12 protein-coding genes are annotated in these 14,249 nt (G+C 67.0%); 4 read left to right on the top strand and 8 right to left on the bottom strand.

Annotated features, from left to right (window positions below):
• Positions 1–32: 32 nt before the first annotated feature.
• Together ACAM52_RS07260 and ACAM52_RS07255 are read right to left on the bottom strand one after the other, a co-directional pair.
• Positions 33–1,172 (bottom strand): acyl-CoA dehydrogenase family protein, encoded by a 1,140-nt coding sequence (locus tag ACAM52_RS07260; protein WP_369646568.1) that lies wholly within the window; start codon positions 1,170–1,172, stop codon positions 33–35.
• Positions 1,169–2,326: an acyl-CoA dehydrogenase family protein gene (locus ACAM52_RS07255; protein WP_369646567.1), complete on the bottom strand. Its 1,158-nt coding sequence runs from the start codon at positions 2,324–2,326 to the stop codon at positions 1,169–1,171. The genes ACAM52_RS07260 and ACAM52_RS07255 overlap by 4 nt, the downstream gene beginning before the upstream one ends.
• Before the next feature lie 109 nt (positions 2,327–2,435).
• Between ACAM52_RS07255 and ACAM52_RS07250 the strand changes: the two genes are divergently transcribed.
• The 4 genes from ACAM52_RS07250 (at position 2,436) to ACAM52_RS07235 (ending at position 7,475) form a co-directional block, all read left to right on the top strand.
• On the top strand, positions 2,436–3,233 hold the full coding sequence (locus ACAM52_RS07250; RefSeq protein WP_369646566.1) for an IclR family transcriptional regulator: 798 nt from the start codon (positions 2,436–2,438) through the stop codon (positions 3,231–3,233).
• Positions 3,234–3,377: 144 nt separating this feature from the next.
• Complete coding sequence (locus ACAM52_RS07245; RefSeq protein WP_369646565.1) at positions 3,378–3,878, top strand: sigma-70 family RNA polymerase sigma factor; 501 nt, start codon at positions 3,378–3,380, stop codon at positions 3,876–3,878.
• A complete protein-coding gene (locus ACAM52_RS07240; protein WP_369646564.1) occupies positions 3,875–4,855 on the top strand; it encodes a FecR domain-containing protein in 981 nt (326 codons plus the stop codon). The genes ACAM52_RS07245 and ACAM52_RS07240 overlap by 4 nt, the downstream gene beginning before the upstream one ends.
• A gap of 100 nt (positions 4,856–4,955) precedes the next feature.
• Positions 4,956–7,475, top strand: coding sequence for a TonB-dependent siderophore receptor (locus ACAM52_RS07235; RefSeq protein ID WP_369646563.1), 2,520 nt, complete (start codon positions 4,956–4,958; stop codon positions 7,473–7,475).
• A 45-nt stretch (positions 7,476–7,520) separates the two neighbouring features.
• Here ACAM52_RS07235 and ACAM52_RS07230 read toward each other — a convergent pair whose 3' ends face one another.
• The 6 genes from ACAM52_RS07230 to ACAM52_RS07205 all read right to left on the bottom strand — a co-directional run bounded on the left by ACAM52_RS07230 (position 7,521) and on the right by ACAM52_RS07205 (position 14,210).
• Positions 7,521–8,408: a hypothetical protein gene (locus ACAM52_RS07230; RefSeq protein ID WP_369646562.1), complete on the bottom strand. Its 888-nt coding sequence runs from the start codon at positions 8,406–8,408 to the stop codon at positions 7,521–7,523.
• A gap of 718 nt (positions 8,409–9,126) precedes the next feature.
• On the bottom strand, positions 9,127–10,998 hold the full coding sequence (locus tag ACAM52_RS07225; protein WP_369646561.1) for a hybrid sensor histidine kinase/response regulator: 1,872 nt from the start codon (positions 10,996–10,998) through the stop codon (positions 9,127–9,129).
• Between the two features lie 56 nt (positions 10,999–11,054).
• Complete coding sequence (locus ACAM52_RS07220) at positions 11,055–11,732, bottom strand: response regulator (RefSeq protein WP_369646560.1); 678 nt, start codon at positions 11,730–11,732, stop codon at positions 11,055–11,057.
• 65 nt (positions 11,733–11,797) lie between these two features.
• Entirely contained in the window at positions 11,798–12,784 is a 987-nt protein-coding gene (locus tag ACAM52_RS07215) for a Bug family tripartite tricarboxylate transporter substrate binding protein (protein ID WP_369646559.1), read from the bottom strand.
• Entirely contained in the window at positions 12,781–13,239 is a 459-nt protein-coding gene (locus ACAM52_RS07210) for a GAF domain-containing protein (protein ID WP_369646558.1), read from the bottom strand. Before ACAM52_RS07210 ends, ACAM52_RS07215 begins: the two co-directional genes overlap by 4 nt.
• A complete protein-coding gene (locus ACAM52_RS07205) occupies positions 13,236–14,210 on the bottom strand; it encodes a Bug family tripartite tricarboxylate transporter substrate binding protein (RefSeq protein WP_369646557.1) in 975 nt (324 codons plus the stop codon). Before ACAM52_RS07205 ends, ACAM52_RS07210 begins: the two co-directional genes overlap by 4 nt.
• Positions 14,211–14,249 lie beyond the last annotated feature (39 nt).

The following is a 14,249-nucleotide window of genomic DNA, read 5'->3' as shown; positions in this document are numbered from 1 at the left end:
TCTGTCTCCAGTTTCTCTGTGTGTTCAGCGTGTCAGTGCGTGAGGAAGCGGCGACCGAGCGTGGCGCGGTGCAGCTCGGAGGCGCCGTCGTAGATACGGAAGGGCCGCAGCTCGCGCACGATGAGGGCGATGGGCGCGTCTTCCGCCATGCCCAGCGCACCGCACATCTGCGCCGCGCGGTCGGCCACGCGGTTCAGGGCTTCGGACACGAAGACCTTCGTCATCGCCGACTCGGTCTTCACCGACAAGCCTTCGTCCATGCGGCGCGCGCAGTCCAGGCTCATGAGCCGGCTGGCATGCAGGTCGATGTGGCAGTCGGCCACCATCGCCTGGACCTGCTGCAGGTCGGCCAGCCGATCGCCGAACGAGGTGCGCTCGCACACGTAGGCCTGCGCGATCTCGAGCGCGCGCCGCGCGCGGCCCATGAGCCGCAGGCAGTGCGACAACCGTGCAGGCTCCAGCCGCTGCTGCGCCGCCACGAAGCCCGACCCCACTTCGCCCAGCACCGCGTCGCCGTTCACGCGGTAGGCCGTGAAGCGCAGCTCGCCGTGGCCGCCGACGGCGAAGGGGTCGATGGCGCGGATGGCGCGCACCAGCGAAAGGCCCGGGTGGTCCATGTCCACGATGAACTGCGTGGGCCCCTCTTCCGTCTGCGCCAGCACGATGCAGAAGGCTGCGCCCACCGCGCCGGTGATGAACCACTTGTGGCCGTCGATGACCCAGCCATCACCCTCGCGCCGCGCGATGGTGCGCAGCATCGACGGGTCGGAGCCCGCACCGGGCGCCGGCTCGGTCATCGCGAAGCACGAGCGGATGCGGCCCTCGGCCAAGGGCCGCAGGTAGCGCTGCCGTTGCGCGGGCGTGCCCTGGCGCAGCAGGCTGATCATGTTGGGCTGGTCGGGCGCCGCGCAGTTCAACGCGGCCGGGCCCAGGTAGCTGCGGCCGGCCTCCTCGAACACCGCCGCGCGCTCGACCCACGACAGGCCCAGCCCGCCCTCCTCCACCGGCATCTGCGGCAGGTACAGGCCCATCTCGCGCGCGACCGGGCGCAGCTGCGACAGCGCCGCATCCATCGCCCGCGGGTCGTGCACGTGGGCATTCGATTCGAGCGGGATGCAATGCCGCTCGACGAAGTCGCGCACCCGTGGCACGAGGTCGGTGCGCACGTTCATCGCGCACCCGCCTCGCGCAGCGCCAGCTTGGCAATGTTCAGCTGGTGGATCTGGCTCGTGCCCTCGTACAGGCGGAACAGGCGCACGTCGCGGTAGTAGCGCTCGATGGGGCTGAAGTCGGCCACGTAGCCGGAGCCGCCGAACATCTGCACCGCGCGGTCGGCCACGCGACCGCACATCTCCGACGCGAAGTACTTGCACATCGAGGCCGACATGGCCACGTCCTCGCCGCAATCGCGCGCACGCGCCGCCTCGAGGATCATCGAACGCGCCGCGTAGATCTCGGTGCGGCTGTCGGCGATCATGGCCTGCACCAGCTGGAAGTCAGCCACGGCCTGGCCGAACTGGTTGCGGCCACTCGTGTGCGCCATGGCCAGGTCCAGCATGCGGATCGCCGGGCCCGTGCACAGCGCCGCCAGGTGCAGGCGCTGCTTGTTGAGCACCTTCATCACCGTCTGGAAGCCCATGCCCTCGCGCCCGCCGATGAGCTGGTCGACGTGCACGCGGCATTCGTCGAAATGCACGTCCGACACGAAGGAGCCGGCCTGGCCCATCATTCGGTAGGGCGCGCCTGTGGTCAGGCCCGGCCCGCGCTCGACCAGGAACGCCGAGACCCCCTTGCTGCCCTTCGAGCCGTCTTCGGTGCGGGCGATGACGGTGAACACATCGGCCACCGGCGCGTTGGTGATGAAGCGCTTGCTGCCGTTGAGCACGTAGTGGTCGCCCTCGCGGCGCGCGGTGGTCTGCACGTTGCTCGCCTCCGAGCCCGCCTCGGGCTCCGTCAGCGCCAGGCAGCCGGTGAGTTCGCCTGTGGCCATGCGCGGCAGCCAGCGCTGCTTCTGCGCCTCGGTGCCGTCGGCCACCAGCGCTTCGGAGCCGATGCCCGTGTTGGTGCCCACGCGGGCACGCAGCGCCACCGACGACTGCGACAGCTCCATCGCGCACAGCACCAGCTCCTCGGTCGTGAGGCCCAGGCCGCCGTAGGCCTCGGGAATGCTCCAGCCGAAGTAGCCCTTGCGCCGCAGCTCGTCGACCACGTCGGGCGGGATGTCGTTGTCGCGGCTGACCTGGTCTTCCAGCGGATGCCAGCGTTCGCGAACGAAGGCGCGGATGTCGGCCCGCAGGGCCTCGAAGTGGGGGGTGTCTCGGATCATGGTGGCCGCGACTGTAGGAAGCAGGTCCACAATTGCCGGCACTGAATTTCAATCATTGAAACTGCGATTCACTCCCATGCCCCGCCCTGTCCAGAATCGCCGCCAGCCCATGAAGCATTCCGACGACCTGCGCCGCGTGCGGGACGAAGACCCGTACATCGCCGGCACCCTGGCCAAGGGCCTGCTCATCCTGCAGACCTTCGTGGGCGACCCGCGCGCGCACGCCAACAGCGAGTTCGCCGCCAAGCTGGGCCTGTCGCGCCCCACCGTCTCGCGCCTGTGCCGCACCCTGCTGACCATGGGTTTCCTGGACCACGACGAACGCCTGGACCGCTACTTCATCGGCCCCGCCGCCGTTGCGCTGTGCTACCCCTACGTCATCAACACGCCGATGCTGGCCCTGCTGCGCCCGGCCATGCAGCAGCTGGCCGACCGCGTCGAGGGCGCGGTGTCGGTCGGCGTGACCAGCGACCTGGACGTGGTCTACCTGGAAACCTGTGCCCACGAGGGCGGCACCCTCAAGCGCCCCGGCGTGGGCGCCGTGCGCGGCATCGTCGAGACCGCCATGGGGCGTGCATGGCTCGCGCAGCTGCCCGCGAGCGAGCGCCAGGAGTTCCTGGCCCGCGTGAAGCACGAGCGGCCCGACGAGCACGCGCGCTGCCTCGAAGGCGTGCGCGAGAGCGTGGCGCACTACGGCAAGCGCGGCTTCGCGATCAATCTTGGGGATTCAGGTTTTGGCGTGCTTGCCGCGGGCGCCGCGGCGCGCATCCGCTACGGGCCGCGCCGGCTGCTGTTCAACTGCGCGGTGCCGGGGTTTCGCTGGAAGAAGGCGCAGCTGCTGGACACCATCGGGCCGGGGTTGATGCAGCTGGTGGAGGCGGCGGATCGGCAGTCGGGGTTGCGGTGAGGGGATGCGGATTGCGGGATTCGTGATCTGTACCGGGACGGCGCCTGCGTGCGCTGCGCAGCATGCCGAACGCTGCGCTCAGCGCGCCAGGCCGCGATGCTCTTAAAATGAGAGTAATTCTCAATTGCATCGCCTTCCCTCTCCATGCCTTCCGCCGACACCCACACCGTGCACGCGCTCTACACCGAGCATCACGGCTGGCTCAGCACGTGGCTGCGCCGGCGCCTGGGCTGTGCGCACAGCGCCGCCGACCTGGCGCAGGACACCTTCGTTCGCGTCCTGCTGCGACCGCAGGTGCTGCCCACGTTGCGGGAGCCGCGCGCCTACCTGACGACGCTGGCCAAGGGCGTGGTCAGCGAACACTGGCGCCGGCAGGCCCTGGAGCGCGCGTACATCGATGCGCTCGCGCAGGTGCCCGAGGCGCTGGCGCTGTCGCCCGAAGACCGCCTGCAGCTGCTGCAGACGCTGGACGCCATCGACGCGATGCTGGACGGCCTGCCGCCCAAGGCGCGCGAGGCCTTCGTGCTGTCGCAGCTCGAAGGCCTGACCTACGCACAGATCGCCCAGCGCCTGGCGGTCAGCGAACGCACCGTCAAGCGCCACATGGCCCTGGGCTTCGCGCATTGCCTGGCGCTGGTGGAATGAGCGCACGGCCACCGGCATCCGCACCCGACAGCGCCGCGCTGGGCGAGGCCGCGCAATGGCTGGTGCGGCTGCACTCCGGCCGGGCAGGCGAAGCGGACCACGCGGCCTGCGCGGCCTGGCGCCGTGCGGACCCGGCGCACGAACGTGCATGGCAGCGTGCCGAACGCCTGTCGCAACAGTTCGGCGCCGTGCCGGCGAACATCGGCGTGCCGGTGCTGGCGCGCCAGGCACGCGGCAACCGAAGGGCCGCACTGCGCACGCTGGCCGTCCTGGCGACTGCCGCGCCGGCCGCCTGGCTCGCCTGGCGCCTGGCGCCGTGGGACAGCTGGACCGCCGACCACGCCACCGCCACCGGTGAACGGCGCGACGTGCGGCTGGCCGACGGCAGCCGCGTGCTGCTCGACACCGGCAGCGCGATCGACGTGCGCATCGACGGCACGCAACGCACGGTACGGCTGCGCGCGGGCGCCATCCGGGTCACGACCGCGGCCGACGCGCGCCCCTTCATCGTGGAAACGGTGCAGGGCCGGCTGCGCGCGCTCGGCACGCGCTTCACCGTGCGCCTGGGCGACGACGCGCACGAGACCGCATCGCCCGATGTGCGTCTGGCGGTCACCGAGGGCGCGGTCGAGGTCACCTTGCGCGGCGCGTCGTCGCCTGCGGGGATCGTTGCGGCCGGCCGGCAGACCGTGTTGAACGCCCAGGGCGCCTCGGCCCTCACCGCCGTCTCGCCCGAGAGCCAGGCGTGGACACAGGGCGTGCTCTACGCCGAGAACATGCGCCTGGCCGACTTCTGCGCCGAGCTGTCGCGCTACCGGCCCGGCCTGCTGCACTGCAGCCCGGAGGTGGCGAACCTGCGCCTGTCCGGTGCCTTCCAGCTGCGCGATACCGACTACGTGCTGTCGATGGTGGCCACCACACTGCCCGTGCAGGTGCTCACGCGCACGCGGTGGTGGGTGACGGTGGCGCCGGCCTGAGATCGAAAATTTTTTCGCTGATTCCTGTCCCTTTTTGAAGCCTGGTCGGGCAAGCCATGGAGCCGTGCTGCGAGTACGGCAAGAACAGGACCACCGAACCATGGCATTCCCCTCCTCCCGCACCGCGCCCATGCGGCCACTTTCCCTTTGCATGCCCGCGCGCCCGAGCACCGTGACCCACGGCGTGAGAACCCTCTGCCTGGCCTTCGCGCTCGCCGCTTCGGGCGCCGCGACCGCACAGGCGAACCCGCCGGCAGCCGCCACCGCGGCCTACGACATTCCCGCAGGCGCACTGGGCCCGGCGCTGTCTCGCTTCGCCGCACAGGCCGGCGTCACGCTGTCCTTCGAACCCTCGCTGACGGAAGGCCGCCGCACCGGTGGATTGCGCGGCACCCATGCGGTCGGCGACGGCTTTTCGCGACTGCTCGCGGGCACCGGCCTCGAAGCGGTCGCACGCGCGGGCGGCGGCTACACGCTGCGTCATCCGGCACCCGGCGCGACCCCATCCGCCGCACCCGCGGACGCGCAGAGCAACCTGCTCAGTGAAGTGCGCGTCACGGCGCAGGCCGAGCGCAGTGCGATCACCGAGGGCTCGGGGTCGTATGCCAGCCGCATCGTCACCGTCGGCAAGGGCGAGCAGACGCTCAAGGAGATCCCCCAGTCCGTCACGGTGGTCACGCGCCAGAAGATGGACGACCAGAACCTGCACACCATCGACGACGTGCTGGCCCAGACCACGGGCATCACGATGTACGACAGCCCGATGGGCGGGCGCTATGTCTACTCCCGGGGCTTCCGCGTGGACAGCTACCAGTACGACGGGGTGAACCGCGCCTTCTACTATCCCCAGGCCAACAGCTTCACGAGCAGTGCCGCCACGCTGGATCGCGTGGAGGTGGTGCGCGGCGCCACGGGCCTGCTGCAAGGGGCCGGCTCGCCCAGCGCCACGATCAACATGGTGCGCAAGCGTCCGACGGCCGACAAGCAATTGCAGTTCTCGGCCAGCGCGGGTTCATGGAACAACTACCGCGCGGAGGTCGATGCCAGCGGCCCCCTGAACGAAGCCGGCACGCTGCGCGGCCGCGTCGTCGCGAGCGGCAACGACCGCGACTACTTCTACGACACCGCGAAGAGCCGCACTGGCGTGCTGTACGGCGTGCTCGCCGCCGACATCGGGCCGCAGACCGTGCTCACCCTCGGCGTCAGCCACGAAAAACTGCGCGCCACCCCGTTCTTCCAGGGCTTGCCGAGCTACAGCAACGGTGCCGACCTGCACCTGCGCCGGTCGACCTACCTGGCGGCCGACTGGAACCGCTGGAAAAGCGCACAGACCTCGGCGTTCGCCGAACTCGCGCACCGCTTCGATGCCGACTGGTCGCTCAAGGTCACCGCCGGCTACGTGCGCGAGCAGCAGGACATCAAGTACGCCTTCCCGCTGGGTGCCGTGAATCCGGTGACCCTGGCGGGCAACGTGATGTACGGCGGCCTGTTCGATTTCAAGACCGACAACAAGACGCTCGACCTCGCCGTCGACGGCAAATTCGACGCCTTCGGCAGAAGGCACTCGGTGAGCTTCGGCGCCAACACCGGACGCATGTTCAACCACAGCGACTTCTCGCTGATGCAACTGGCGGGCGTTGCCAACAACGTCTTCGCACCGGTCTCGGCGATCGCCGAGCCGAGCGACGCGACCTTCGTTGCCAGGCGCTACCGCGGCGGCGACACCGAGACGCGCATCACGCAATCGGGCGCCTACGGTGTCGCGCGCCTGAGCCTCAGCGATCCGTTGACGCTGGTCGCCGGCGCCCGTGTCACACGTTACCGGGCCAGCGATCGCGACCGCATCACCGGCGACCCGGCGACCGCGCCCTATCGCGAAAACGGCGTTCTGACGCCCTATGGCGGACTCATCTACGCCCTGACTCCGCAATGGTCGGCGTACGTGAGCTATGCCGACATCTTCCAGCCACAGAACGCGATGACCGCCGCCGGCGACATGCTGCCTCCCGTCAAGGGCCGCAACTACGAGGCGGGCCTGAAGGGCGAGCTGCTCGACGGCAAGGTCAACGCTTCGCTGGCGCTGTTCCGACTCGACCAGAACAACCGGGCACAGGAAGACCTGGTCAATGTCTGCACGAGGAGCACCTACTGCTCCGTGTCCACCGGCAAGGTGCGCAGCGAGGGACTCGACGCGGAGATCAGCGGCGAAGTGGCCCGCGGGTGGCAGGTGTTCGCGGGCTACACGTTCAACCACTTCAAGTACCTGAACGACACGGCCAATGCCGGCATCGATTTCGCCAGCACGTATTCGCCCAAGCACATGGTGCGCGTGTGGACCGAGTACCGCCTGCCCGGCGCGCTGAACGCCTGGACGCTGGGCGGCGGCGTGAACTTCCAGACCGCGAGTTCACGCACCACGGGCGCGATCAAGCTGGAGCAGGCCTCGTATGCGGTCTGGAGCGCGCGCGTTGCCTACCAGATCAACCGCAACTGGTCGGCCGCACTGAACGTGAACAACCTGTTCGACAGGACCTACTACCAGACCGTCGGCGCGCCGGCCTGGGGCAATGTCTACGGCGAACCGCGCAGCGCCATGGTGACCTTGCGCGGCAACTTCTAGACAGGATGGCCGCCTGCCCAGGCAGGCGGCCCCCATGCCAGATGTCTAGGGGAAAAGAACGGCGCCTCCGCGATTGAGGTCCGCCAGCAATACGCCCTGAACATAGACCGCATAGTCGGCGAAGAACATCGCGGCGCCCCCGCTCGCTCCGGTAGGAACACTCAGGCCGGCGTAGAAAAATCCTTGGCTCGCCTGGTCATTGAGTCGCGCGAGTCCTTCGGTCGTATTGATATCGACCGGGCCCCCAGGCATTTCATCCGAGAAGCGATAGGCCACTGCCGCGGGCTTGCTGCTGTCGAGTTCGTAGGTATTGAAAACGCCTCGCACGGGCTGTCCGTTGCGGTTCGCAAAGTACTCGAAATAGCCCCTGTAGCGGAATCCGCTTTGACCGCGGCTGGTGAGTTGCGGCTTGGGATCGGAGACGATGGGTTCGAACGCGTAACTGTAGGTCGCCCCTGCGGCTGCAGAGCTTTTGACGACGATCGCATTCACGCTCGGGCTGAGACCCAACTCCGTATTCAGGAAGCGATAGCCTTCCTGTCCCCACGCATTCAACTGTGCGATGAAGTCTGCCGGCATCATCAGATCGAAGCTGAACTTCCGATAGGTGTAGGTGACGGGCTGACTTTCGTTCCTGACCAGGATGAAGCTGGCCTTGCGGATGGCGTTGAGGGAATCGTCCAGGGTATGCGTCTCCCCCACCAGGTGGTGCAGCACATAGCCCTTGGCGCCCTCGTCTTCCAACCGCTGCAGCAGCGCGTTGCTGGCCCCGTCCCAGCCATCGCGACCGGAGAAGGTGAGCGTGAATTCCTTGTAGCTGTATTTGTCGTTGGCGGCTTGCGGATTGACATACAACGAATTGCTTCCCACGGGGCGCATGCGGACACTGCCCTTGGCGCCCTGGTCGTTCAGTTGCTGCAAGACGGCCGGCACGGATGCGATGTAGGAATCCTTGTCCCCGTCCCAGGCGGACGGGAGCGTCTCATATTGCGCGGGTGCGGGTGTTCCGGGTTCCTGGGTTCCAGGTTCCTGCGTTCCTGGGCCTGGCGTTCCAGGCCCCTGCGTCCCGGGCCCTTGCGTTCCAGGGCCTGGTGTTCCAGGGCTTGGTGTTCCTGGCCCTTGTGTTCCGGGGTCGTCCGTTCCAGGCCCGATAAGCCCCACGGGGAAGCCACCGCCACCTCCGCCCCCGCTGCCACCCCCACATGCCGCAAGCATCAAGGCGACTGCCGTTGCAGCAGCCACTGCAGATTTTCTGAATTTCATTCCCTTGCCTTTCAATTTTGTCGAAGCCAATGCTGCCGATATGGCAACGTTGTCCATGGCGATCGGGCCTCCCAGCGTGGCCCGTCAGATCGCCGTCGACGTTTGTATGGCTGGCGGCGGAAATTTCCCCATGCCGAAAGTCACACAGCCTGAAAGCTATGGGAAATTGATATTTGGTTGTGAGGCAGTTATGACTAATTAGAACCATGAGATTGGAAGAGAGACGGCGTCGTCCCTTTCCAATATCGAGAATATGTACGTGACGATTCGTGATTTTCCTTCCCGATCTAGTCTTCTCATCTGACTTTGAAAAGGAACGACTTGGCAAGACGTCTATGAAGCCAGAATCGCCCCACGAACAGCGCCGTGGCAATGGCGAGGAAGACAATCAGGTCACCGGCGACGGGTCTCTGAAGTACCGGGTCGCTGGAGAAAAAATCCGCGTCTTCCCGGTGACGGATGTCAGGTCCGCCATCGCCTGCAGGAGCGCAGCGGCGCTCACCGGCTTGAACAGCATCGGCACCCCCGATGACTGTGCACGCCGCAGTTGCTGCGGGGCCGTCTCGCCAGTTATCAGCAGAAGGGGAATGTCGAGCTGAAAGCGCTCGAGCAGGCGCAGGCCGACCTCGAGTCCATCCCCCCCGTCGGCCAGCCGGTAGTCGCACAAGAGCATCGAGAACGGAAGGCTTTTCGCATCCGGGTGCGTCAATGCTTCGACCGCATGCGATTCGTCCGTCACAGCCACCACATCGACGGCGTGCGCGCGCAGCAGTGCCGCCATGGCCAGGCGAATCTCCGCTTCGTCGTCGATCAGCAGCACCGGCCCGGGCAGGTTCGGTGCAGCAAGGCTGCGATGCGCGGGCATCTCCAGTTCATCGAGCAGCAGTTCGGCCGGTGCGGTGATCGCTGCCTCGGCTTGCGGCAGGACCACGCGGAAATGCGTGCCACGTCCCGGTCGCGAGTGCACCTCGATCGGGTGAGACATCAGGTGCGACAGGCGCTGGACGATCGACAGCCCGATTCCGAGTCCGCGCGCCCGGTCGCGGCCCGGGTTGTCGACCTGATAGAACTCCTCGAAGATGCGGCTCAACTGCTCAGGCGCAATGCCGACGCCGGTGTCACGAACCTCCAGCCACACCTTGTCTTCTCGCCGCCGCGCGACCACGCTCACACCACCCTCGTGGGTGTACTTCAAGGCGTTGTCGACCAGATTCGAAAGCAGGCGGAACAGCAGCTGGATGTCGCTGCGCACCCACATGCCGCTGGCACGGATGCGCAATTGCAGACCCTTCTGCTCAGCGTAGGGGGTGAAGGTCTGGTTGAGGACAAGAAGCAGCGCATCGAGTTCCAGTGCCTGCGGTTCAGACACGACGACGCCTGCATCGAGATGCGACACGTCGAGCATCGTGTCCAGCGACGCGCCGAGCGCGTCGACGGCGCGCATCAGGCGTTTGGCATTCGTTCTTTCAGGATGGTCGTGCAGTGCGGTTTCCATGGCCGCGCCGAACAGTGCAATGGCATGCATCGGCTGGCGCAGGTCGTGACTGGCCGCGGCAAGAAAGCGGGTCTTCTCCGCGCTGGCTCGCTCCACGGCGGCGATGCGTTCGCGCAACTGTGCGGCGAGCATCTCGTTCTCGAACTGCAACATCAAGGAGGCTGTCAGCCGCTTGTTCTGCTTCACCCCTTCGTGCAGTGTCAGTACCAGATTGGCGAAACTGAAGAGCGCCAGAAACCAGTGCAGCGTGCCACCGTGCCAGATCAAGGCAAGAATCAGCCCGCCCATCACGGGGATGCCGCAGCCGAACATGGCCCCCTTGATCGGCCAACGGGCCTGAATGGCCCGGGTCCAGCTGACCATGATCACGACGATCACAACGGTCGTCATTGCCGGGCTCTGGATGAGCACGAGGAACAAGGCGCATGGCAGCGCCGTGGTCACGCTGACCAGCGTGACGATCCACGTGTAGCGGCGCGCCCAATGGTGGCTTTCGGACAAGGGGACATCCGGCGTCCACCGCGGCGCAAGCAAGGCATACAGATTCATCGACACGACGGCGGCGACCATGCCGATCACCAGCAGGTGGTGGGTCGAATCGATGTTCAAGTACCCGAAGATGCCAATGGCAATGGCGAAGCCGATGTGCGCACAGGTGGCCGTCGTGTGCGCGGCATACACCGAGGCCACGTGTTCGCGGAGCACCCGATGGTCCAGATCGGCGGCCGCCGGGGGCTGATGCATCGATCGGGCAGCGTCATTCATGAATTGGCCCTTCGTTCTTGTTTCTTCGACGATCGCGTTGCACCTCCTGCGGTGAATCAACGCAGGCTGCTGATCAGTTCCGCGCGCGATTGCACACCGAACAGCAAGAGGATCGTCGAAACATAGTTCTTCACCGTGCCTTCGCGCAGCTCGGCCAACAGTGCGATCTCCTTGTTGGACTTGCCTTCGAGAATCATCTGCAGCACACGCGCCTGGCTTCCTGTCAGCGAACTCAGGGCGCCACCGGCGCAACGGCGGGGTGCCCGCGCAACCCACCTGGACGTACCTGGAAGGCCATCGACAACGTCCCGCCCGAGCAGGCCGCAGGCACGGATGAAGCTCACCACCTCCTTGAGGTTGGCCGACTTCGGCAAGAACGCGCTGGCGCCCTGAGCCAACGCACTTTGCGCAATGGCGTTCTGGGCCAGCGCGGTGGCGCCGGCGCCCGACAACGCGACCACGCGGGCCTGCGGATAACGCTGGAGAAAAACGGACACGCCGCTCAAGCCTCGTGTGTCAGGAAGTGCCAGATCGAGCAACACCAGCCCGATGCTCGCCTGAGAGCGCTCGTACACAGCCAGTGCCTGCGCCATGCTGCTGGCTTCGAAGACCTCGACCGCAGGCCCGTCGGGCGAGGCCTGAGCCTGGAGCAAGGCACGCACGCCCAGGCGCACCAGGTCGTGGTCGTCCACGATCAGGATGGCTGATGCCCGGGTCGACACAGGAATGCTCATGGCGCGCATGTTAGGGTCATGCGCCGCCGGCCGAAAGTGACGAAAGTCAACTCACCAGCAGACCTTTACTCCTTCTTCAGTCCGATCTGCTGCGCGATCTGCCCAAACCGCGCCAGGTCCGACCGGGCGCGATCCAGCGCCTCGCCAGGTGAGCTCCCCATCGGCATCCACCCCGCCTCAATCAACCTTTTCCGCGTCTCAGGCCGCGCCATGCCCTCAATGATCACCGCATGGAGCCTGTCGATGATGGCCTGCGGCGTGCCCTTCGGCGCCGCCAGCCCGAACCACCCCGAGGTCACGAAGCCCGGCAGCCCCGCCTCCTGCGCCGTCGGCACGCCGGGCAGCGACTCGCTGCGCTCGCGCGTCGTGACGAACAGCGCGCGCACCTTGCCGGCCTGCACGTTGGCAACCTGCGCGGCGGCGTTGTCGATCATGGCGTCGATGTGGCCGCCGAGCAGGTCGGCGATGGCGCCCGTGCCGCCCTTGTAGGGAACGACGTTGGCCGAGATGCCAGCCTCCTTCATGAACATCATCTGCGTCAGGTGGGCCTGCGTGCCCACGCCTGCATTCGCGAACGAGATCTTTCCCGGATTCGCCTTGGCATGGGCGATGAATTCCTTGAGGGTGCGTGCGGGAAAGTCCGGCCTTGTCACGACCACGAAGGGAATGTCGACCAGGATCGTGATGGGCGCCAGGTCTTCCACCGGCTTGTACTTCAGGTCGTACAGGTAGGGATTGACGGCCATCGTTCCGCTGGCCACGAGCACCAGCGTGTGCCCGTCCGGGTTGGCGCGCACGGCCTGCTGCAGCGCCATCGATCCACCGGCGCCCGGCTTCGCGTCGACGATGACCGGCTGGCCGAGCGCCTTGGCCATGAGGTCCGCGATCTGCCGCGTCATGGCGTCGGTGGCACCGCCTGCCGCATAAGGAAACACGATGGTGATCGGCTTGCCGGGGTAGCCCGGGCCGGCTGCACGCGCCGCGGTGGCGAGCGATGCCGCACACAGGGACACGGCAGCATTCAGCACGAAGGTTCGGCGATGGATCGTCATGCGGGCATCTCAACGTATCGGAGCGAAAGAAGCAAGGGTGCAGCCTGTTCGGCGAAGCGCATCAGCGCGGGCACCATGTCGGGCTGGTACCAGTGTTCCTCGTGCAGCAGGTTCAACGAACCGAGGGTGCAGCCGTCGTGCCGGACCGGCACATTGATGGCAGATCGGCAGCCCAGCGCGTCGATCAGCGCATGGTCCGGGAACGCGCGACGGCAGTCTTCCTGATCAACGCAGATGCGCGCCCGGCCGCCCTGCAACACCTCGCGAAAGAAGTCGTTGTCATGGTGCAGTGGCTTGGTACCGCCGCACGGATACGCCACCGGGTCGCTCGTGTACAGGCGCCGGGACGCCGCAAGGCCGGGGTCGATCGCCAGCACGGTGAACAGCCGGTGCCCCGGAAACCGCCGCAGCGCGTGGTCCAGGGCCTCGAAGGAAGCCGGCTCGATGCCTCTCACTGCGCAATACCCAGCCGATCGATGATGGGCCCCCAGGCGGCCGACTCGCGCTGCGTGAACTTCAAGACATCGGCCGGGGTCGACTTGACGCCGATCAGCATCTGGCCGGCCAGGCGTTCCTTCATCTCGGGCGTGTCCAGGGCCTTGTTGATCTCGGCGTTGAGCCGCGCGACGGCGTCGCCGGGTGCGCCCGCGCGCGCCACCAGGGAGTACCAACCGGGCACCTCCATGTCGATGCCCAGCTCCTTGAATGTGGGCACGTCGGGCAGCTGCGCCAGCCGCCGTTCGCCGGTCACGGCCAATGGCACGAGCTTGCCGCTCTTGACCAGCGGCACGACGCCGACGGGGACGGTCGTCATCACCGGCGTGTCGCCCGCCATCACGCTGGTCAGCGCGTTGGGGCCACCGGCGCCGCTGATGGGCACGTGCTGCATCTGGATGCCGGTGCGCGACTTCAGCAGCTCGCTCGCAAGATGGGTGGAGTTGCCGATGCCGGCGGATGCAAAGCTGAGCCGCTTCGGCTCGGCCTTGGCCATCTTGATGAGGTCGGGCAGTGTCTTCACGCCAAGGCTCGGCGCCACGACGGTCACGAACGGCGTGTTGGCAATGACGGCGACACCGGTGAAGTCACGCGCCGGCTGGTGCCCCAGCGACTTGTACAGGTGCGGGTTCCACGACATGTTCGAGACGCCGGCCAGGAACAGCGTGTAGCCGTCCGCGGGTTGCGAGAGCACATAGGCCGCAGCCAGCGTGCCGTTGGCGCCGGGCCGGTTCTCCACCACGACGCTCTGCCCGATGCTCTTGGCGAGCACATCGGCCAACGTGCGCGCCAAGGTGTCCGGCCCTGAGCCGGCTGGCTGCGGGACCACGACCTTGATCGGCTTGGAGGGAAAGCCCTGCGCGAAGGCGGGTGCGGCGAGCAGCGAGGCGGCAACGGCCAACGCGGAAAGCATGGTGCGACGGGTGGTCATGATGAAGTCAAGGTCGGTGGTTGCGAAAGGTGTGAGCGG

Origin of the sequence: Variovorax sp. V118, assembly GCF_041154445.1 — a bacterium.
GTDB lineage: Bacteria > Pseudomonadota > Gammaproteobacteria > Burkholderiales > Burkholderiaceae_C > Variovorax > Variovorax boronicumulans.
The sequence above is the reverse complement of the archived record's forward strand: the minus strand, read 5'-3'. Positions and strand labels throughout refer to the sequence as shown.

What these genes read in the sequence shown, in the direction of transcription:
- ACAM52_RS07260 (WP_369646568.1), bottom strand. Translation starts at nt 1,172, where the DNA reads ATGAACGTGCGCACCGACCTCGTGCCACGGGTGCGCGACTTCGTCGAG.
- ACAM52_RS07235 (WP_369646563.1), top strand. Translation starts at nt 4,956, where the DNA reads ATGGCATTCCCCTCCTCCCGCACCGCGCCCATGCGGCCACTTTCCCTT.
- ACAM52_RS07240 (WP_369646564.1), top strand. Translation starts at nt 3,875, where the DNA reads ATGAGCGCACGGCCACCGGCATCCGCACCCGACAGCGCCGCGCTGGGC.
- ACAM52_RS07215 (WP_369646559.1), bottom strand. Translation starts at nt 12,784, where the DNA reads ATGACGATCCATCGCCGAACCTTCGTGCTGAATGCTGCCGTGTCCCTG.
- ACAM52_RS07220 (WP_369646560.1), bottom strand. Translation starts at nt 11,732, where the DNA reads ATGAGCATTCCTGTGTCGACCCGGGCATCAGCCATCCTGATCGTGGAC.
- ACAM52_RS07250 (WP_369646566.1), top strand. Translation starts at nt 2,436, where the DNA reads ATGAAGCATTCCGACGACCTGCGCCGCGTGCGGGACGAAGACCCGTAC.
- ACAM52_RS07245 (WP_369646565.1), top strand. Translation starts at nt 3,378, where the DNA reads ATGCCTTCCGCCGACACCCACACCGTGCACGCGCTCTACACCGAGCAT.
- ACAM52_RS07205 (WP_369646557.1), bottom strand. Translation starts at nt 14,210, where the DNA reads ATGACCACCCGTCGCACCATGCTTTCCGCGTTGGCCGTTGCCGCCTCG.
- ACAM52_RS07255 (WP_369646567.1), bottom strand. Translation starts at nt 2,326, where the DNA reads ATGATCCGAGACACCCCCCACTTCGAGGCCCTGCGGGCCGACATCCGC.
- ACAM52_RS07225 (WP_369646561.1), bottom strand. Translation starts at nt 10,998, where the DNA reads ATGAATGACGCTGCCCGATCGATGCATCAGCCCCCGGCGGCCGCCGAT.